This window comes from Ruegeria sp. BHSB172 (genome assembly GCF_059613165.1).
On the sequence record NZ_JBXWRZ010000035.1, the window covers coordinates 16973 to 35916 of the forward strand.

An 18944-nucleotide genomic window follows, 5' to 3' on the forward strand; every position below is an offset into this window, starting at 1 on the left:
TCAGGCAGGAAATTAAGGGGCCGGATGGACCCACCCACCGTCTTGGACGAAACGAAATAAAGCGCACGACGAATCGCACGCTTTATTCCGTAGCTCTCTTTAGGGCAGATGGCCGGGGTTTCCAAGGCCTAAATTGGCCCATTCCTCAAGCCGGTAGACAATAGCCGAAAACCCGAACAGGATCGACGGATGATCAATCTGAAATCCATTTCAAAGCCGCAGTTCCTGTTCCGGCAGATTTCCCGTCAATTATGGGTTCGCACCAGCCTGATCGCCGCGTTGGCCGTGGTCAGCGCGGGAGTTGGCACCTACCTGGGCGGCTTTGTCCCGGATTTTCTTGCACAACGGCTGAGCGCCGAGGCGGTGGCAAAGATTCTTGCCATTCTCGCATCGTCGATGCTGGCTGTTACGACATTCTCACTTTCGATCATGGTCGCGGCGCAACGTTGGGCCTCGAACCAGTCGTCACCGCGCGCGCAGCAGGTGATCGAAGAAGACAGTGTTTCGCAGAACGTGCTGGCGACCTTTCTCGGCGCTTTCATCTTCGCCCTAGTGTCGTTGATCCTGGTTGAAACCGGGGTCTACACCCAGCAATCCATTGCCGTAGCGCTGGCGTTCACGCTTGTGGTCATCTTCCTCGTGACGCTGGCCCTGCTGCTATGGATCGACCAGTTGCCCAGCTACGGCAGTATTTCCGAAACAGCACGGAAGATCGAACAGAACGCAACGGACACGATCACCCGTTCCATCGAACTCCCTTGCCTTGGCGCCTTGCCTTACCAAGCCTCCGATGACATTCCGCCGGCCAGTCACGAGGTTAGGGCAAGTGCCACCGGGAACGTGCGGCACGTGGATGTGGGAATGCTGAATTCCTGCGCCGAGGAAAACGACAGCGAGATATGGATCATTGCGCTGCCGGGGCAGTTCGTCATCGAAGGCGAACCGTTGGCCAAGACCACCAAGGAAATTGACAGCAAGACCATTCAGGAAGCCTTTGTGATCGGAACCGAGCGCAGTTTTGACCAGGATCCGCGCTTTGGCATTCAAACCCTGTCGGAAATCGCCCAACGCGCGCTGTCGCCCGGGATCAATGATCCGATGACGGCGATCCAGATGGTCGAGAGACTACTGCGAGTTCTTTTGCCGCTTGGCGCAAGGCGCCTTCACACCGACGAGCCGCGCTTCCCGAGAATCCACGCGCCTGCGATCCCAACGGATCTGTATCTGCGCGACGCCTATGCGGCCATTTCTAGAGATGCAGGCGACAAGGTCGAGGTGCACGAAGCTCTTCTGAACGCATTGACGCGGCTGGCACAATCGCAAGATGCCGCCATGGTGAAGGCGGCCCAAGAGGCCGCCGACCAGGCGCTGTCCATTGCAGAACGCGACCTCAGGCTCGAGGCTGACAAGGCGCGCGTGCGCGAGGTGTCCCATCAGGTTTTCGGCGGTCATGCCGGCTGAAGCACCCTCGGAGAAATGAAAAACCCCGGGCAGCAGGGCCACCCGGGGTTCGAAATTCCGTCGGAACGTGTCGGCTTATTCAGCCGCAGCCTCTGCGACGTCCACGGTCACGCCGGGGCCCATGGTCGAGCTCAGCGCGATCTTCTTCATGTAGGTGCCCTTGGCGCCCGACGGCTTGGCCTTGGCCACGGCCGAAATGAAGGCGCGGACGTTCTCGGCCAGCTTGGCTTCGTCGAACGAGGCTTTGCCGACGCCAGCATGCACGACGCCGCCTTTTTCCGCCTTGAACTGAACTTCACCGCCCTTGGCTGCTTCCACGGCCGCCTTCACGTCCATGGTCACGGTGCCAACCTTGGGGTTCGGCATCAGGTTGCGGGGGCCCAGGATCTTACCCAGACGACCGACGATCGGCATCATGTCCGGGGTCGCGATGCAGCGGTCAAAGTCGATGTTGCCGGCCTGGATGCTTTCCATCAGGTCCTCGGCGCCGACGATGTCAGCACCGGCCTCTTTCGCCTCGTCGGCCTTGGGGCCACGGGCGAAAACGGCAACGCGCATGTCCTTGCCGGTGCCGTTCGGCAGACCGACGACGCCGCGCACCATCTGGTCGGCGTGGCGAGTGTCGACACCCAGGTTCATAGCGATTTCGATGGTTTCGTCGAACTTCGCGGTCGCGTTGGCCTTGACCAGTTTGACAGCTTCCTCGACCGACAGGTTTTCCTTGCCGGCGACGGCTTCGCGCGCTGCGCGGGTACGTTTACCGAGTTTTGCCATCTTACTTCACCTCGATGCCCATGGAACGGGCCGAGCCCAGGATGATCTTCATTGCGCCTTCGATGTCGGTCGCGTTCAGATCCTTCATTTTGGCTTCGGCGATTTCGCGCACCTGCTTGGTGGTCACGGTTGCCACGGTCTCACGACCGGGGTTCTCCGCACCTTTCGGGCGGTTGCGCTTGCCGACCGGCTTCAGACCCGCCGCCTTCTTCAGGTAGTAAGACGCGGGCGGCGTCTTGATGTCCATGGTGAAGGACTTGTCCTGATAGTAGGTGATCACGGTCGGGCACGGAGCGCCGGGCTCCATGTCTGCGGTCTTGGCGTTGAACGCCTTGCAGAATTCCATGATGTTGATGCCGCGCTGACCCAGTGCCGGACCAACCGGCGGCGACGGGTTCGCCTGACCTGCAGGAACCTGCAGCTTCATCGTACCAGCAAGCTTCTTGGCCATTTGGTTTTCCTTTCAACGTAGGTGAAACGCGTTTCACCCGGTTTGTGTTGCGTGGTCCGATCCGGAATCGCGATCCCTGCGATCTCCCACGAGAGAATCTCGCCCGAAGACGATAGAGGCGGCGTTTACAGCGGAAAGGAGGGGTTGGCAAGGGGCTGCCGACAGGAGCTGAACACGGGCCCGCCTGGCCCGCAAGCGCCTCGGCACTTCGGCGACGAAGCGTTAGAGTTTCACGTTGTGTTTGCTGAAGAACGCCCGCATCCGGCTGTCGAGAAAGCCTCTGCCCGTCGCAATCTGCATGAGTTCGAACGCACAGCCGTTGTTGACCTCGACCGCAACCGGCCCATCGTCCGTCAGTGCGATATCAGTCGACCCAAAGTGGTTCGCCGCATGCAGAAACGCGATCTTCCGATTCAATTCCCTCAAATCGTCCCAGAACGGCAGCGTTTCACCGACAAGTTTGCGCTCCGAGTCCGGCAGCGCATCCAACGCGACACGGCGGCCATTTTCCACGGCCGCCAGGCCCTTCACTTCTCCGGTCTCCGGGTCAAGGTTGCACAACAGGTTGCCCGGACGCCAGAAATTGTCGGCGATATTGCCTGCCATGGGCAGCTTGAGCATCGCAAACGGCACGGACAGCTGATTGTCGTCGATAAGGTTCAGGCAACGCACGGTTGCGATCGCATCAGTGATGCCATCAAAAAACCTGTGCGGCTTGAGACAGTCCTGAAAGATGTAGGGGATCTCGCCAAGGACCGAGTCGGCGAACGCGTCGAATGTCTGCGGGTCATAACCATCCGCGATGACATGCGTGTCGGTATGCGCCGATATTCGCATGGCGCCAGCGCTCCACATGCCACCGATGGGCTTCGCAAAGACAGGGGCCGGCCCCCGGGCCGACAGGAAGGACTTCAGGTCTGCGCCGCTCGTCAGCTTCGGCGTATTGCCGAAATGGCGGACGCTGCGGTCAAAAACGGCCAGTGTCTTGGGGGTCGGCACGCCGTTATGTTCGAGAAAACAGGCGGACAGCCACTTGTCTTCGGTCAACGCCCACCACTGTGCGTCATTGCAGGCATTGACGAGCGGCCAGTGAATGTGGGCGGAAACGAATTCCTCGCGCTCGACATCCGACCATCGCGCGCGATCATAGAGTTCATACAGGAAATACTCATAGAACTTCAGCTTGCCGCTTTTTCTGCGCAGCTTGAGAAAATCAAAAGCAAGCGAAAACGGGCTTATGCCAGTCGCACGCGCGACTTCTACAAGTTGACTGGAAACATTGACCGTCTCCTTGCCTTTGATGGCCTCTACATCCTGCGCAAAAGCTGTCATTTTTCAGCCGTTCCTCGATTGTTGCCCTGCTGGAAAAAATCCAAGAAAAATGTGTCGATACTTGGGCGCAGACAAGCCCCGCCCCGACTCGTTGCACACGAAATGAAAAACGCCGCGATGCGTGTGACATCGCGGCGAGCATAAAATGATGGAAGAGCCTTCAGCTCTGCTTGGTCACCTGGGTAAAGTCCAGCTCGACCGGGGTTTCGCGACCGAAGATCGAGACCGAAACCTTCAGCTTCTGGTTCTCTTCGTCCACGCCTTCGACCATGCCGTCGAAATCCTCGAACGGGCCGTCGTTGACCTTGACCTTCTCGCCCACCTCGAAGCTGATGAGGGTGCGCGGCGCTTCTTCGCCTTCCTGCACGCGGTTGAGGATCTGGTTCACCTCGGCGTCGCGCATCGGCATCGGGCGGCCCTGCGGGCCCAGAAAACCGGTGACCCGGTTGATCGAGTTGATCAGGTGATAGCCCTTGTCCGACATTTCCATGTGGACCAGAACGTAACCGGGCATGAAGCGGCGCTCGGTCGTGACCTTCTTGCCGCGGCGCACCTCGATCACCTCTTCGGTGGGAACCAGAACCTCGTCGATCTCGTCCTCAAGGCCCTGTTCGGCCACAGCCGTGCGGATCTGCTCTGCGATCTTCTTTTCGAAATTCGAAAGAACGCTGACCGAGTACCACCGTTTCGCCATGAACCTGCCGTCCTTGTTTGCCTTTGGCGCGCCGCGTCAAAGGGCGCACCGGAATTGAAATTCTGTCGCGGCCCCGCCGCGTGATCCGGAATAAAAAGCGGCGCGCAGCCCGAATCGCCGCACGCCCATCCCGTAAGGTACCGCGTCACCTAAACCGACATCGCACGCTGTGCAAGAGGGCAGTGCGCCAAGAGGGCGTTATGACGGGATCTCCTGCGCGGCCCCACCCGCGTGGCCAGACCTAGTTGAACGCACCCAGGATCAGTTGCAGCCCGCCGCGGATGCCCAGATCGACCAGCGCGAAGAACACCGCGGTCAGCGCCGCCATGATGAACACCATGACCGTGGTCAGCAGCACCTCGCGCCGGGTCGGCCAGACGACCTTCGAGACTTCGGCACGGACTTGCTGAATGAACTGGATGGGGTTTGTGGTGGCCATGAGGCTTGATCTCTCTACTAGCGAATGGGCCGGACATAGCCGGGCATTGCGGCAATTTCAAGGGCCGGCGACGGGACCGTCACGGCTTGGGGTGATCATCCCACTGGTTGCTCAGGATGCGGCGGGCGTCGCCCTCGGGGTCATCATACTGGTTGGTGCGCACGGTATAGATGAAGGCCACAAGGCCAACGCCGCCCAGAAACAGGGAAATCGGGATCAGATAGGCCAGCACTTCCATTCAGGTCACCTCAGGCGCAGGGCGTTCAGGGATACGGTAATCGACGAGGTCGACATCGCCAAGGCCGCGATTAGGGGCGTTGCCAGGCCGGCCACCGCCAGCGGCACGGCGATCACGTTGTAGATGGTCGCGATCCGGAAGTTTTCGCGAATCCGCTTCGTTGCCTTTTCAGCAGTCCGACAGGCATCGGCGATCGGCGACAGATCGGTGCCCAGCAGCACGATATCCGAGGCCACCCGCGCCGCGTCCAGTGCCGAGGCCGGCGAGATCGACACATGCGCCGCCGCCAGCGCTGCCGTGTCATTCAGCCCGTCACCCACCATCAGAACGCGATGGCCCTGATCGGTCAGCTTCTGGATGTGGGCCGCCTTGTCCTGCGGCAGGGCCCGGGCGATCCAGCTCTCGATACCCAGCTTCTCGGCCAAAGCCTGCACGGCACTCGACGTATCGCCCGAGATCAGGATGACATTCTTGCCACTGTCACGCAGGGCGCGCACTGCCTCGGCCGCTCCGGGGCGCAGGCTGTCGACAAACCGGAAGGCAACGGGCGCGCGGCCCCCCACCGCCAGCCAGGCCGTGGTTTCGGCGCTGTCCGGAGCGCCCACCCATTCCGCCCGACCCAGACGCACCCGCTGTCCGGCATGCTGGCCCTCGGTACCAAAGCCCGGAACCTCGGCGATCTCGGTTACATCTGCCGGCCTGATCCCCGCATCCCGCGCAGCACGTGTCAGGGCAACCGACAAGGGATGCGCCGACGCCTCGGCCAGCGCCAGCGCAACGGCCAAATCGTCCCGGGCGATTTCAGGCAGGTTCACCAAGTCCGGCGTGCCCGCCGTCAGAGTGCCGGTCTTGTCGAACACGACCGTGTCGACCTCTGCCAGACGTTCCAGCGCCGTGGCGTGCTTGATCAGCATCCCCTTGCGGAACAAGCGCCCTGATGCCGCCGTCGTCACCGCCGGAACCGCCAGCCCCAGCGCACAGGGACAGGTGATGATCAGCACTGCGGCGGCGATGTTCAGCGCCGTACGGATATCGCCGGAATAGAGGTACCAGCCCACGAAGCTAAGTGCTGACAGAATATGCACGCCGGGCGCGTACAGCTTGGCCGCCTTGTCAGCCAGCGAGGTATAGCGCGACCGCCCGGATTCGGCGATTGCCACCAGATCAGCCATCCGGTGCAGCGAGGTGTCCTCGCCCACCGCCGTGGCGCGGATGGTCAACGGGCCGGTCAGGTTCACCTCACCGGCGCTGACCTGCGTACCGGGTTGCACGAAAACCGGCAGCGTCTCGCCGGTCAGCAACGACCGGTCCAGCTCGGACCGGCCCGACACGATCTGGCCGTCCACGGGCATGCGGGCGCCGGGGCGCACCAGTATCAGGTCGCCCACCTTCAGCGCCGCGACGGCGACCTCCTCCTCGGCCCCGTTTCGCAGGCGAATGGCGCGGGGGACCTCGAGCGCCGTCAATTCCTCGGCCGCCGAGCGGGCGGCGGCACGGGTGCGGTAATCCAGATACCGCCCCGCCAGCAGAAAGAAGGTGAGCGTCAGCGCCGCATCGAAATAGGCATGCTTACCGCTCAGCGCGGTTTCCCACAGCGAAGTGACCAGCGCCAGCAGGATTGCTAGCACGATCGGCACGTCCATGTTCAGGCGGCGCACGCGCAGCGCGCTCCAGGCGTTTTCGAAAAAGGGCTGGGCCGAGAAGGCGATCGCCGGCAGTGTGATCGCCGCCGAGATCCAGTGGAACATGTCGCGTGTCGCGTCCGTGGCCCCGGACCAGACCGACACCGACAGCAACATCACGTTCATCGAGGCAAAGCCGGCAACCGCCAACCGCATCAGCAGATCGCGCCCGGCCTTGTCGGTCTGGGTGGCTGACAGCGCGCCGGCGTCCAACTCGTGCGCCTCGTATCCAACCCGTTCGAGCACCGGGATCAGATCGGCGGCACGCAGATTCGGTGCGGCCTTGATCAGCGCCCGCTTCAGCGTCAGGTTCACGCGCGCGTCCTGCACGCCGGTCACGGCATTCAGGGCCTGCTCGACATTCGCGATACAGGCTGAGCAGTGAATGCCGGGCAGCGACAACGCGATCTGTGCATCCGGCGGAACCGGACGGGCCGCATCAGCCGGGGCGGCAATGCACCCGGGACAGGCTGCAGCAGTCGGCGTGATCTGCCCGCTCATCGGATTACCCCTTCACATACAGCGGAATGCGGCGGGAAAACTCGGCTCCGTCATGGTCACGCGCCACCAGCCGGATGTTCCAATTGCCCGTGGCCAGAGTCGCCGGGGCGGAATAGGCCACACCGTCAAAGGTGAAATCCGGCGTGAAATCGTCGCGCACATGGGTGGCACGCCCCACGACGGCCTGCAATTCGGCCACGCGCACCGGATCGCCCTGCGCGTCGGTGATGCGGAGGATCAACAGCCCGCCCTTGGACTCAGCCGTGGCGTCCCAACCCAGCGCCTGCTGTTCGCGCAGACGTTCGTTGAACTCCTGGCTGGCCACGTACGAGTTCTTGACCTCGAGTCCCGGGAACGTCTTGACCGCGCTGTAGGCCAGAACGAGGTTGACCGCGATGATGACGCCAAACGCCCCCACGAATACGGCCAGAGCATGTTTGCCGGTGAATTGCCGTTCGCTCATGTCTCAGTTCCCCCGCCCATTGAAAGTGGTGTCTTTGTAGGCCCGCTCGCCGCTGGCCAAATCCTCGACCCAGATGCGGACTGGTGTCGTGTCCGCCGCCGCCGGAGCCGAATCCTTGTCGGTGACAATATACACGCGCGTCAAATGTGCGGTATCGGCCGGGACGTTCACGGTATCCAGCGGCGTACCTTCGATCTGCAGCTTCATCGCGGGATCGCCCACCAGCGACAGCTTGAACAACCGGTCCTCGCCGTGCTTGTTGCGCAGCCGCACGTCATAGGTATTGCGGATTGAGCCGTCGGACATGGTCACGAAGGTCGGGTTGCGCACCGGCGCCACCGTTAGGTCGATGTCCGACCGGATGAACAGGGCGAACAGCAGGGCAACCCCCACCGCCGACCACAGCGACGAATACAGGACCGTGCGCGGACGGAAGATATGCTTCCAGATGCTCTTGGGCGGATGCCCTGCGCGTTCGCGCTGCTCGTCGCTGAGCGCCATGTAGTCGATCAGGCCGCGTGGCTTGCCGACCTTTTCCATCACTTCGTCGCAGGCATCGATGCACAGGGCGCAGGTGATGCATTCCAGCTGCTGGCCGTCGCGGATGTCGATCCCCATCGGGCAGACGTTGACGCAGGCATAACAGTCGATGCAGTCGCCCAGGCCTTCGCGGTTCTTGCCCTTGCCGCGGGGTTCACCCCGCCACTCGCGATAGCCCACGACCAGCGTGTCCTCGTCCATCATCGCTGCCTGGATGCGCGGCCAGGGGCAGGCATAGATGCAGATCTGTTCGCGTGCGAATCCACCGAAGAAAAAGGTCGTGCCGGTCAGGATCAGCATCGTTGTATAGGCGATCGGGTGGGCATTGCCAGTGATCAGATCGCGCGCCAGCGTCGGCGCATCGGCAAAATAGAAAACCCAAGCCCCACCCGTGGCCAGACCGATCAGAAACCAGGCCGTCCATTTCGACAGGCGCAGCCGCGCCTTGTGGAAGTCCAGCTTTTTCTGCCTGTGCAGACGCAGGCGGGCGTTGCGGTCGCCCTCGATCCAGCGCTCGACCAGGATGAACAGATCGGTCCAGACCGTTTGCGGGCAGGCATAGCCGCACCACACGCGCCCAAGCGCCGAGGTGAACAGAAACAGCCCGAGACCAGCCATGATGAGCAGACCCGCGACGAAATAGAATTCGTGCGGCCAGATCTCGATCCAGAAGAAATAGAACCGCCGGTTCGCCAGGTCCAAAAGTACCGCTTGGTCCGGCAGGCTGGGGCCACGGTCCCAGCGGATCCACGGCGTCACATAATAAATGCCGAGCGTGACTGCCATGATGATCCATTTGAGGTCGCGGAACTTTCCTGACACGCGTCTGGGAAAGATCGGCTCTCGGGCGGCATAAAGGCTGGGGGCGGGATTGGAATCGCTCACGGGCTGGCTCCGGATCAGGCTGTTTTCTGGCGACTTGTTCCAGATCATGAACGCGTTAACTTTGACATGGGTCAAAAGCGCATCGTACAGACATCTTTTGTCACACCTGAACCCGACACTATCGCATTGCCGCCGTTTCGGCGAAACCTTACTGCCGGGCAGAGTCATAAACGCGCCGGATCTGGCATGTCTCAAAATAGGCGCCAACCGGTCGTGTATCATCATCGACGAAATGCCGCAGGCAGCCGGGGCGATGCGCGCAACTGCCGCGCCAAATTCTGGACCGGCGCCGCGACACGCACTAGGTTTGGAAAAATGGTGCCGGCTGTTCAGGAAACGCGCGAACAGATGGAACAGCCGGCACCTAGGCCTTCGGGCGGCGAACCGCCCGAAGGTTTTCTTGTGTCTACTGACCGCCACCCAATTGGTGGACGTAGAGCGAAACCGCGCGAATCTGCGCTTCGCTGAGACGGTTTTGCCAACCGGGCATGACGCCGAAGCGGCTGTTGGTCACGGTGTCGGTCAGGGTGTCGTAGTCGCCGCCATAGAGCCAGATCGCGTCCGCTAGGTTCGGCGCGCCCTGGTCGCGGTCGCCTTCGGCGTTTTCGCCGTGGCAGGAGGCGCAGTTGTCGGCATAGACGACGGATCCGGCCTCGACCAGCGCGGGATCGTTCGGCTCTCCGGAAAGCGACATGACATAGTTGACGACTTGCGAGATCTCCTCGGTCGTCAACAGCTCGTCGCGACCAAAGGCGGGCATCTCGGAATAGCGCGCCTCGTCATATTCCTCGTTGCGGATGCCGGCGGCGACGGTGTGATAGATCGATTCCAGATCTCCACCCCAGAGCCACGAGTCGTCCAGGAGGTTCGGATAACCGACGGCGCCCGCCGCGCCCGAACCGTGGCACTGAGCGCACCAAGTCCGGAACACCGCCGCGCCAGAGGATACCGCGAAACTGCTGAGGTCGGGATCGGCAGCGATGTCGATCAGTTCGGCCTGCTCAAGGCGTGCGGTGATCGGTGCATTCGCCTCCTCCACCGCGGCGATTTCCGCATCCACGTTGGCGCGCGACGACCATCCCAGAACACCGGCCGTCGCGTGGTTCACCAGCGGCCAAGCCGGATAGAGGATCGTGTAGATGACGCCCCAGAAGATCGTGACGTAGAAGGTCCACAGCCACCAGCGCGGAAGCGGGTTGTTGAACTCTTCGATGCCGTCCCATTCGTGGCCGGTCGTACCGGGATCGCCCGGCTTCTTTTCGGGTGCTTTGCTCATTTCCGCGCCTCCTCGGATGTGGCGGGTTTGTCTTCATGCCGAAACGGTATGCCGGCAGTATCCTCGTATTGCTTGCTGGCACCGGGCCGAAACACCCAGATCACCACGCCGATGAAGAAGGCGAAGAGGGCCAGCAGCATCCAACTGTCGGCGAATTGCCGAAGGATCGTGTATTGCTCCATGACAGCCCCCTTACCGGTTCGCGTCCGGGGTGAAGGTCGAGAAATCGACCAGCGTCCCCAGCATCTGCAGATAGGCGATCAGCGCATCCGCTTCAGTCAGCTCGGGCTGGCCGTCAAAGTTGCGCACGTTCACCTTGTCGCCATAGCGCTCCAGCAGACCGTCATAGTCGCTGTCGGGATCGGCCTGAGCGCGGAAATCCGCCTCCGCGTTCTCCAGCATCTCGTCGGTATAGGGCGTTCCGACCGCGGCGTTCGCCGCCATGATGTCGCCGATATACTTTCCGTCCAGCTTGCGCCGTTCGAGGAAGCCGTACTTCGGCATCACCGATTCCGGCACCACCGATTGCGGATCACGCAGATGGTCCACGTGCCATTCGTCCGAGTAGCGGCCGCCGACGCGGGCCAGGTCCGGCCCGGTGCGCTTGGAGCCCCACTGGAACGGGTGGTCGTACATCGACTCGGCCGCCAGCGAGTAGTGGCCATAGCGTTCGACCTCGTCCCGCATCGGGCGGATCATCTGGCTGTGGCAGACATAGCAGCCTTCGCGGAGGTAGATTTCCCGTCCCGCCATTTCGAGAGGGGTGTAGGGGCGCATGCCCTCCACCTTCTCGATGGTGTTCTCAAGGTAGAACAGGGGCGTGATCTGCACGATGCCACCGATGGTCACGACGAGGAAGCTGAAGATCAGCAGGAGGGACGCGTTGGTCTCGAGGATCTTGTGTTTGTCAAGAATTGCCATTGCTCCGGCCCTCCTTATTCAGCCGGGACCGCGACGGTCAGGCTGGCCTCTTTGGCCGGCGCCTTCCGGACGGTCATCCACAGGTTGTAGCACATGATCACTGCACCCGCGACGTACAGCACGCCGCCCAGGGCACGCACCACGTACATTGGGAACTTGGCCGCCACGGTGTCGGCGAACGAGTTCACCAGGAAGCCGTTGGCATCCACTTCACGCCACATCAGGCCTTCCATGATGCCGGTCACCCACATCGACGCGGCGTAGAGCACGATGCCGATGGTGGCGAGCCAGAAGTGCCAGCTGACCATCTGCAGCGAGTACAGGCGCTCACGTTTCCAAAGAACCGGCACCAGGAAGTACAGCGCACCAAAGGTGATCATGCCGTTCCAGCCCAGCGCACCCGAGTGCACGTGGCCGATGGTCCAGTCGGTGTAGTGCGACAGCGAGTTTACCGCACGGATCGACATCATCGGGCCTTCGAAGGTGGACATGCCGTAGAAACCGACCGAGATGACCATCATGCGGATGACCGGGTCGGTGCGCAGCTTGTCCCATGCGCCCGAGAGCGTCATCAGACCGTTGATCATGCCACCCCACGAAGGCATCCACAGCACGACCGAGAACACCATGCCCAGCGTCGAGGCCCAGTCAGGCAGCGCGGTGTAGTGCAGGTGGTGAGGACCGGCCCAGATATAGATGAAGATCAGCGCCCAGAAGTGGATGATCGACAGCTTATAGCTGAAGACCGGGCGTTCGGCCTGTTTCGGGATGAAATAGTACATCATGCCCAGAAAGCCTGCCGTCAGGAAGAAGCCCACGGCGTTGTGGCCGTACCACCACTGGATCATCGCATCCTGCACGCCCGACCAGACGATCACGGATTTCGAGCCCCAGATGCTGACCGGCAGGGTCATGTTGTTGACCAGGTGCAGCATCGCGACGGTCACGATGAAGGACAGATAGAACCAGTTGGCCACGTAGATATGCGGCTCTTTCCGTTTCACGATCGTGCCCAGGAACACGGCCAGATAGGCCACCCAGACGATGGTCAACCACAGATCGACATACCATTCCGGCTCGGCATATTCCTTGGACTGGGTGCCGCCCAGCACATAGCCGGTCGCGGCCAGCACGATGAACAGCTGATAGCCCCAGAACACGAACCAGGCGAGGTTTCCGCCCCATAGACGTGCCGCGCTGGTGCGTTGCACCACGTAGAAGGACGTGGCGATCAGCGCGTTGCCGCCAAAGGCGAAGATCACGGCCGAGGTGTGCAGCGGACGCAGACGGCCAAAGTTCAGGTATCCTTGGGCCCATTCGAAATTGAGCACCGGGAAAGCCAGTTGAAATGCGATGAACGTACCCGCGAGGAATCCGACGACGCCCCAAAAGGCGGTTGCGATCACGCCATAGCGGATCACGCCGTCCATGTATTCCCCCGAGCGATCGACAAGAATGTCGGGCTCGTCGGTGTTGCGAAGCGTCCAGATGAACAGGCCACCGGCGATCAGCATCACCAGTATCGCATGCACCTGATACGCCAAATCCCGCGCATAGTTGGCCCCGATCGCTGCGAACAGCGTGACCAGGCCAAGCGCGATCAGCTTGATGTAATTCGACATATTGCGTCCCTTTGCCATGCCGCACGCGATTCTCTTGCCGCGCGCGGCTTTTTTGACTGCCTGCTGTATCGGCCAACCGCGGGCCCTACTGCTTTGATCTGTATCAAGACAATAGAGTGAAAACTGTGACACGCATAACCAAATGAATGACCTGCTCGAAACCGCCGCACCGAGCAATGGAACAATGAGGTCAAGATGGCTTACAAATCGCTTCTCTCAGTCGTGACGGAAACAAAATTCGCAAAAAAGGCGCTGGAGCAGATGGCTGCTTTGGCCGAAGCTCAGGATGCCCATGCCGAAGCGCTGTGTCTGGGCGTCGATCGCAGCCAGACCGGATACTACTATGCCGGGGCCAATGCGCTGATCTTGCAGGAAACCCTGAACCGGGCCAATGCCGAGGCTGAGGAGAACCTGAAATTCGCCGAAGAATTCCTGGGCAAGTCCGGCGTGCGCTGGTCGGCCGAAAGCGGCGTCGCGCAGATCGCAGATCTGGGCCGGCATGTTGCCCACCGGGCCCGATTCTCGGATCTGGTGGTGCTGCCGCAACCCTATGGCGAAGGCCGGGGCGCCGAGGCCGAGCCCATCATCGAGGCCGCGATGTTCGACGGCCACGCCCCGGTTCTGGTGGTGCCGGATAACGCGGAAATCGTGTCTCGGCCGCGCACCGTTCTGATCGGGTGGAACGAAAGTGTCGAGGCGATGCGCGCTATCCGGTTCGCCCTGCCGTTCCTGATGGCGGCGGATCTGACCCGGATCGTCGTGATCGATCCGCCGACCCACGGCCCTGATCGGTCGGACCCGGGCGGGCTGTTGTCGCAAATGCTGGCCCGGCACGGGGTGAGATGCGAAATCGACGTGCTCAGCAAGACGATGACCCGCGTGTCGGACATTCTGAACCGCCATGCCGAGGACACCGCGGCCGACATGATCGTCATGGGGGCCTACGGACATTCCCGCTTCCGCGAGGCCATTCTGGGCGGCGCCACGCGGAACATGCTGGAAAAATCCGCCGTGCCGGTTTTCATGGCGCATTGACGGGAAACAGGGTCGGCCGCCTCGGGTTGGGGCGGCCCACTGGCTCAGACCTTCTTGACCAGCCCGATCAGGAACAGAAGGATCACCGCCCCGATCGTGGCGAAGAAGATCGACGAGAAAATCCCGCCGCCTACGGAAAATCCAAGCGCCGGAAAGATCGTCCCCGCCAGAAACGCCCCGACGACACCGACGATGATGTTGCCGACCAGGCCAAACCCGCGGCCGGACATGATCTTGCCCGACAGCCAACCGGCAATCGCGCCGATGAACAACATCGCTAATATACTGCTGAATTCCATGACCGCTCCCTGACTTGGGTTGATGCGCCCTTAGTTAGAGCACGGACGCGCCTTGGCGTCACGCATCAAGATCGCCGGGCACTGTACTGTCAGATATGCCCTCAGACCAGAAAGCCGCCATCGGCATCGTCGCCGGCTTCTTCCATCAGGCGCCCGATATCCGGCACGGTGACGTGGCGCTTGCCTTCCAGCAGGATCACCTCGTCCTTTTTCAGGGCCGATATCTGACGGCTGACCGTTTCCAGCGTCAGGCCCAGATAGTCGGCCATCGCCTCGCGCGTCAGCGGCAGATCGAACACGATCGGCCCCGAAAGCCCCTTCTGGCTGACCGAGGCGTCCCGACGGGCGATGATCGACAGCAGGCTGGCGATCTTCTCGCGCGCGGTCTTGCGGCCCAGGACCAACATCCATTCACGCGCGGCGTCGAGTTCGTCCAGCGTCATCTGCAGCAGACGCTGCGCGATATGCGGCGTTCTGTTCATCAAGTCTTCGAACGGTTTCTTGCGGAAACAGCACATCACCACGTCGGTCGTGGCCACCACGTCATAAGGCGCCGACTCGCGCCCCGGGCGGCCGACGAAATCGCTGGGCAGCAGCAAGCCCACCATCTGGGTACGCCCGTCCTCCATGGTTTGCGTCAACGATGCAATTCCAGACACCACCGAGCCGACGAAATTCATCTGGTCGCCCGACCAGATGATCGTCTGCCCCGCCTCGAAGCTGCGATAATACTTGATCTCTTCCAACGCGACCAACTCGTCCGCGTCACAGCGCGCGCACACCGCTCGGTGACGAATTGGACAGTCTTCGCAGTTCGAATGGTCAACGAGTGTAGTCAGGGTCATGCGCGCGTCCACTTGATCTCGGTCAAGGTCTTCTGGTTTCCGAGCCTATACCGGTGTCGCCATGATAGTAAAACCTCAATTGGCAAAGCTTGGACTATTTGACGCGAAGGTACCGCGTTATACCAGCTATCCGACCGCCCCCCACTTCAGCAATGACGTGGGGCCCGACATGTTCAGCGACTGGATTTCCGCCATCCGGCCGGGCAGTTCGATCTCGCTCTATGTCCATGTGCCGTTCTGCCGCCGGCTGTGCTGGTTCTGCGCCTGCCGCACCCAGGGCACCCAGACCGACAACCCGGTCATCGCCTATGTCGATGTCCTCAAGGCCGAACTGGACCTGCTGGCCGCGCGCCTGCCCAGCGGGGTGACCCTGTCGCGCCTGCACTGGGGCGGGGGAACGCCCACGCTGCTCAACCCCGACCTGATGCGCGAACTGGCCGCGCATATTCTGGGCATCGTCCCACTTGGACCCAACGCGGAATTCTCGGTCGAGATCGACCCCAACGAGGTGGACGACGCCCGTCTTGACGCGCTGGCCGAAGCCGGGATGAACCGCGCCTCGATCGGGATTCAGGATTTCGATGACGAGATCCAGAAGAGCATCGGGCGCATCCAGAGCTATGACACCACCCGCGAGGCGATCGACATGATCCGTGAGCGCGGCGTGCCCAGCCTGAACGCTGACATCTTGTACGGACTGCCGCACCAGACCAAGGCGCGGATGACCGAAAGCGTGCAGAAGCTGCTGTCGCTAAGCCCCGACAGGGTGGCATTGTATGGCTATGCGCATGTACCGTGGATGGCGAAACGCCAGCAGCTGATCCCGTCCGACGCCCTGCCGACGCCGGAACAGCGGCTTGAGCTGTTCGACACCGCCCGCCGTCTGTTCCTGTGGGACAATTACGAAGAAATCGGCATTGACCATTTCGCCACCAAGGATGATGGGCTGACCCACGCGCTGAAAGCCGGACGGCTCAAGCGGAACTTCCAGGGCTATACCGACGATCAGGCCGAGGTTCTGATCGGCGTCGGCGCCAGCTCGATCTCGCGCTTCCCACAGGGTTATGCGCAGAACGCACCGGCCACTTCGGCCCATACCAACGCGGTGCGCGAAGGCCAATTCTCGACCTCGCGCGGGCATCTGTTCAAGGGTCAGGACATCCTGCGCGCCCGCCTGATCGAGGCCCTGATGTGCGAATTCCGCATCGACACGGCCGAGATCCTGCGCGACCACGACATCTCGGCGGCCGAGCTGACGGCGATGTACCAGCGCGCCAATGACACCTTCGACGGGTTGTTGCAGATAACCGATAACGGGCTGTTCATCCCGCCCGAAGCGCGCGCGTTGACCCGGATGATTGCCCGGACCTTCGACGCCTATGACCTGAGCAAGGCGGGCCACAGCTCGGCGATCTGACGGCAGGCGTCAGGCCGCAACCCGGCCGGTCGCCACAATGCAAAAAAGCGGGGGGTTGACGCGTGCGGTGGCTTTTCCCCACACTCGGAAGGCGGGCGGCAGGCCGCCCGACCCCGAGGCAGGCCATCATTCAGACAGACTCGCCGGCGCATCCGCGTTCGACAGCTCCTTTCGTGCAACCACTCTGCAACTTGACGAAGGGACAGCACCCATGCGCGTTTTTACCGTCCTCGGCCCCAGCCAATCGGGCAAGACAACCCTGGTCGAGGCCATCAGTCGCCTTGATGGCCGGCCCACCACATTCGACCTGTCCGGAACCGTGCATCTGCACGGTTTTTCTTATCTGGACGAACCGTGGTGCGCGATAGATGTCGATGGCGGAGGCGATGCGATGGCCTATGCCGGGCCCGCCATGGCCATTTCCGACGCGGCGGTGGTCGTGGTCCCGCCTGACCCGGACGCGGCTGTTCTGTGCGCCCCCTACCTGCGGCTGGTCGAGGAGGCGGGCATTCCCTGCTTTCTGTTCATCAACCGGATGGACAACCCCAACGGCCGCATCCGAGACATCGTCGCCGCACTGCAGACCTATTGCAGCCATCACATTACCCTGCGGCAAGTGCCGATCCGTGAAGGCGAAACCATTATCGGGGCCGTCGACCTGATCTCGGAGCGCGCGTGGAAATATCAAGAAGGTCAGCCCTCGGCGCTGATCGAACTGCCGCAATCGGTTGCGGATCGCGAGGCCGAAGCCCGCACCGAACTGCTCGAGACCCTGTCGGATTTCGACGACCACCTGCTCGAGCAGCTGATCGAGGACAAGCAGCCGCCCAGCGCCGAGATCTATGACTTGGCCGCGCAGGTGTTGCAGAACCACCAGTTGATCCCGGCCTGTCTGGGCGCGGCCAGCCATGGCAACGGGCTGACCCGCCTGATGAAGGCCCTGCGGCACGAGGCGCCCGAGTTCGACATCGCCGCCGACCGCGACGCGGCGCCCGAAGCCGCGCGCGCCATCACCGGTTTTGCCGACGTCAAGAAGCACATCGGCAAGATCATCGTCCTGCGGGGGCTGGGCGACGGGATCAAGGCGCATGATCCGTTGGGCGGCGAAACCGTTGGCAACCTGACCGCGCTCGATGCCAAGACCCAGATCGACGGGCTGAAGGCCGGCGAGATCGGGCTGGCGGTAAAATCCGATCACCTCAACCCCGGCAATGTCTATGACAGCAGCGACTCCACGCCGCTGCCGGATTGGGCCACGGCGCATCCGGTCGCCTATCGGCAGGTTGTGTCGCCAGCCCATGAACGCGACGACGTGCGCCTGTCCAACGCGCTGTCCCGGCTGGTCGAGATCGACCCGGGCTTGACGCTGGAACAGGACGAGCTGAGCGGCCACGCCGTCCTGGGCTCGCAGGGGCCGCAGCACATGCGGCGGGTGGTCGCCAAGCTGGCCGAGGATTTCGGGATCGAGATCGAGACCTCCCCGGTCGAGACCGCCTATCGCGAGACTATCCGCGCCGCGGTCGAACACCGGCACCGCCACCGCAAGCAATCCGGTGGCGCGGGGCAGTTCGCGGATGTGGTGATCTCGGTCGCGCCGCTGCCGCGCGGATCAGATTTTCAGTTCGACGAGGTGGTCAAGGGCGGCGCGGTGCCCAAGAACTATATCCCCTCGGTCGAACAAGGCGCGGTCGATGCATTAGTGCAGGGCCCCGAGGGCTTTCCGGTGGTGGATGTGAAGGTTACGCTGCATGACGGCAAGCATCACAACGTGGACAGTTCCGATTTTGCCTTCCGGACGGCCGGAAAAAACGCAGTCCGCGAGGCCCTGCCGCAGGCCAAACCCGTCGTGTTGCAGCCGATCCTGAACGCCGAGATCCATGTTCCGTCGGCCTTCGTGGGCGATCTGGTGCCCACGATCAGCTCGCTTCAGGGGCAGGTCCTGGGGTTCGAGGGCAACCCGAACGCGCCGGGCTGGGAGATCTTCAACGCCCAGCTGCCCGCCGTGGCTGAGGACGAACTGCACCGCACGCTGGCCAGCGCCACACGCGGTACCGGCTGGGTCAAGCTGC

Annotated in this window: 19 protein-coding genes; 4 read left to right on the plus strand and 15 right to left on the minus strand. The window is 62.2% G+C overall.

Translation table 11 applies throughout. From position 1 onward, the window contains the following. The first annotated feature begins 189 nt into the window (after window positions 1-189). A complete protein-coding gene (locus AC2FM3_RS13930) occupies window positions 190-1461 on the plus strand; it encodes a DUF2254 domain-containing protein (RefSeq protein ID WP_496682845.1) in 1272 nt (423 codons plus the stop codon). Between the two features lie 75 nt (window positions 1462-1536). Here the strand turns inward: AC2FM3_RS13930 and rplA are convergent, their stop codons facing one another. The 13 genes from rplA to ccoN all read right to left on the minus strand — a co-directional run bounded on the left by rplA (window position 1537) and on the right by ccoN (window position 13279). Then, window positions 1537-2235: a 50S ribosomal protein L1 gene (rplA, locus tag AC2FM3_RS13935; protein WP_490360595.1), complete on the minus strand. Its 699-nt coding sequence runs from the start codon at window positions 2233-2235 to the stop codon at window positions 1537-1539. A gap of 1 nt (window position 2236) precedes the next feature. After that, window positions 2237-2686, minus strand: a complete 450-nt coding sequence (gene rplK / locus AC2FM3_RS13940; RefSeq protein WP_490360594.1) for a 50S ribosomal protein L11 — start codon at window positions 2684-2686, stop codon at window positions 2237-2239. 222 nt (window positions 2687-2908) lie between these two features. After that, window positions 2909-4018 (minus strand): sugar-transfer associated ATP-grasp domain-containing protein, encoded by a 1110-nt coding sequence (locus AC2FM3_RS13945; RefSeq protein ID WP_496682849.1) that lies wholly within the window; start codon window positions 4016-4018, stop codon window positions 2909-2911. Between the two features lie 160 nt (window positions 4019-4178). After that, the gene (nusG, locus tag AC2FM3_RS13950; protein WP_149776213.1) at window positions 4179-4712 is read right to left on the minus strand and encodes a transcription termination/antitermination protein NusG; all 534 of its coding nucleotides are present in this window, start codon (window positions 4710-4712) and stop codon (window positions 4179-4181) included. Window positions 4713-4953: 241 nt separating this feature from the next. After that, entirely contained in the window at window positions 4954-5151 is a 198-nt protein-coding gene (gene secE, locus AC2FM3_RS13955) for a preprotein translocase subunit SecE (RefSeq protein ID WP_138842374.1), read from the minus strand. 79 nt (window positions 5152-5230) lie between these two features. Continuing rightward, complete coding sequence (ccoS, locus tag AC2FM3_RS13960) at window positions 5231-5389, minus strand: cbb3-type cytochrome oxidase assembly protein CcoS (protein ID WP_496682852.1); 159 nt, start codon at window positions 5387-5389, stop codon at window positions 5231-5233. A 5-nt stretch (window positions 5390-5394) separates the two neighbouring features. After that, window positions 5395-7572 carry a heavy metal translocating P-type ATPase gene (locus tag AC2FM3_RS13965; RefSeq protein ID WP_496682855.1) on the minus strand — a complete coding sequence of 726 codons (2178 nt, stop codon included), beginning with the start codon at window positions 7570-7572 and terminating at the stop codon, window positions 5395-5397. A gap of 4 nt (window positions 7573-7576) precedes the next feature. Beyond that, window positions 7577-8035: a FixH family protein gene (locus tag AC2FM3_RS13970; RefSeq protein WP_496682857.1), complete on the minus strand. Its 459-nt coding sequence runs from the start codon at window positions 8033-8035 to the stop codon at window positions 7577-7579. 3 nt (window positions 8036-8038) lie between these two features. Beyond that, a complete protein-coding gene (gene ccoG / locus AC2FM3_RS13975) occupies window positions 8039-9460 on the minus strand; it encodes a cytochrome c oxidase accessory protein CcoG (protein ID WP_496682859.1) in 1422 nt (473 codons plus the stop codon). A gap of 406 nt (window positions 9461-9866) precedes the next feature. Further along, window positions 9867-10736: a cytochrome-c oxidase, cbb3-type subunit III gene (gene ccoP, locus AC2FM3_RS13980; protein WP_496682860.1), complete on the minus strand. Its 870-nt coding sequence runs from the start codon at window positions 10734-10736 to the stop codon at window positions 9867-9869. After that, window positions 10733-10918, minus strand: coding sequence for a cbb3-type cytochrome oxidase subunit 3 (locus AC2FM3_RS13985; RefSeq protein WP_496682863.1), 186 nt, complete (start codon window positions 10916-10918; stop codon window positions 10733-10735). The genes ccoP and AC2FM3_RS13985 overlap by 4 nt, the downstream gene beginning before the upstream one ends. Before the next feature lie 10 nt (window positions 10919-10928). Then, on the minus strand, window positions 10929-11657 hold the full coding sequence (ccoO, locus tag AC2FM3_RS13990; protein ID WP_496682866.1) for a cytochrome-c oxidase, cbb3-type subunit II: 729 nt from the start codon (window positions 11655-11657) through the stop codon (window positions 10929-10931). A gap of 14 nt (window positions 11658-11671) precedes the next feature. Continuing rightward, window positions 11672-13279, minus strand: a complete 1608-nt coding sequence (gene ccoN / locus AC2FM3_RS13995; RefSeq protein WP_496682869.1) for a cytochrome-c oxidase, cbb3-type subunit I — start codon at window positions 13277-13279, stop codon at window positions 11672-11674. 195 nt (window positions 13280-13474) lie between these two features. On the opposite strand from ccoN, the gene AC2FM3_RS14000 reads away from it, so the two are divergent. After that, window positions 13475-14314 (plus strand): universal stress protein, encoded by an 840-nt coding sequence (locus AC2FM3_RS14000; RefSeq protein WP_496682871.1) that lies wholly within the window; start codon window positions 13475-13477, stop codon window positions 14312-14314. Between the two features lie 44 nt (window positions 14315-14358). Here AC2FM3_RS14000 and AC2FM3_RS14005 read toward each other — a convergent pair whose 3' ends face one another. Together AC2FM3_RS14005 and fnrL are read right to left on the minus strand one after the other, a co-directional pair. Continuing rightward, the gene (locus AC2FM3_RS14005) at window positions 14359-14613 is read right to left on the minus strand and encodes a GlsB/YeaQ/YmgE family stress response membrane protein (RefSeq protein WP_496682874.1); all 255 of its coding nucleotides are present in this window, start codon (window positions 14611-14613) and stop codon (window positions 14359-14361) included. A gap of 101 nt (window positions 14614-14714) precedes the next feature. Next, complete coding sequence (gene fnrL, locus AC2FM3_RS14010) at window positions 14715-15458, minus strand: transcriptional regulator FnrL (protein ID WP_496682877.1); 744 nt, start codon at window positions 15456-15458, stop codon at window positions 14715-14717. 61 nt (window positions 15459-15519) lie between these two features. On the opposite strand from fnrL, the gene hemN reads away from it, so the two are divergent. Continuing rightward, the gene (hemN, locus tag AC2FM3_RS14015; RefSeq protein WP_496682880.1) at window positions 15520-16875 is read left to right on the plus strand and encodes an oxygen-independent coproporphyrinogen III oxidase; all 1356 of its coding nucleotides are present in this window, start codon (window positions 15520-15522) and stop codon (window positions 16873-16875) included. Between the two features lie 211 nt (window positions 16876-17086). After that, a partial coding sequence (locus AC2FM3_RS14020) for an elongation factor G (RefSeq protein ID WP_496682883.1) occupies window positions 17087-18944 on the plus strand: 1858 nt, incomplete at its 3' end.

Bases quoted from the DNA above. Each gene is read 5' to 3' on its own strand.
- AC2FM3_RS13930 (WP_496682845.1), top strand. From the start codon at position 190: ATGATCAATCTGAAATCCATTTCAAAGCCGCAGTTCCTGTTCCGGCAG.
- rplA (WP_490360595.1), bottom strand. From the start codon at position 2,235: ATGGCAAAACTCGGTAAACGTACCCGCGCAGCGCGCGAAGCCGTCGCC.
- rplK (WP_490360594.1), bottom strand. From the start codon at position 2,686: ATGGCCAAGAAGCTTGCTGGTACGATGAAGCTGCAGGTTCCTGCAGGT.
- AC2FM3_RS13945 (WP_496682849.1), bottom strand. From the start codon at position 4,018: ATGACAGCTTTTGCGCAGGATGTAGAGGCCATCAAAGGCAAGGAGACG.
- nusG (WP_149776213.1), bottom strand. From the start codon at position 4,712: ATGGCGAAACGGTGGTACTCGGTCAGCGTTCTTTCGAATTTCGAAAAG.
- secE (WP_138842374.1), bottom strand. From the start codon at position 5,151: ATGGCCACCACAAACCCCATCCAGTTCATTCAGCAAGTCCGTGCCGAA.
- ccoS (WP_496682852.1), bottom strand. From the start codon at position 5,389: ATGGAAGTGCTGGCCTATCTGATCCCGATTTCCCTGTTTCTGGGCGGC.
- AC2FM3_RS13965 (WP_496682855.1), bottom strand. From the start codon at position 7,572: ATGAGCGGGCAGATCACGCCGACTGCTGCAGCCTGTCCCGGGTGCATT.
- AC2FM3_RS13970 (WP_496682857.1), bottom strand. From the start codon at position 8,035: ATGAGCGAACGGCAATTCACCGGCAAACATGCTCTGGCCGTATTCGTG.
- ccoP (WP_496682860.1), bottom strand. From the start codon at position 10,736: ATGAGCAAAGCACCCGAAAAGAAGCCGGGCGATCCCGGTACGACCGGC.
- AC2FM3_RS13985 (WP_496682863.1), bottom strand. From the start codon at position 10,918: ATGGAGCAATACACGATCCTTCGGCAATTCGCCGACAGTTGGATGCTG.
- ccoO (WP_496682866.1), bottom strand. From the start codon at position 11,657: ATGGCAATTCTTGACAAACACAAGATCCTCGAGACCAACGCGTCCCTC.
- ccoN (WP_496682869.1), bottom strand. From the start codon at position 13,279: ATGTCGAATTACATCAAGCTGATCGCGCTTGGCCTGGTCACGCTGTTC.
- AC2FM3_RS14000 (WP_496682871.1), top strand. From the start codon at position 13,475: ATGGCTTACAAATCGCTTCTCTCAGTCGTGACGGAAACAAAATTCGCA.
- AC2FM3_RS14005 (WP_496682874.1), bottom strand. From the start codon at position 14,613: ATGGAATTCAGCAGTATATTAGCGATGTTGTTCATCGGCGCGATTGCC.
- fnrL (WP_496682877.1), bottom strand. From the start codon at position 15,458: ATGACCCTGACTACACTCGTTGACCATTCGAACTGCGAAGACTGTCCA.
- hemN (WP_496682880.1), top strand. From the start codon at position 15,520: ATGATAGTAAAACCTCAATTGGCAAAGCTTGGACTATTTGACGCGAAG.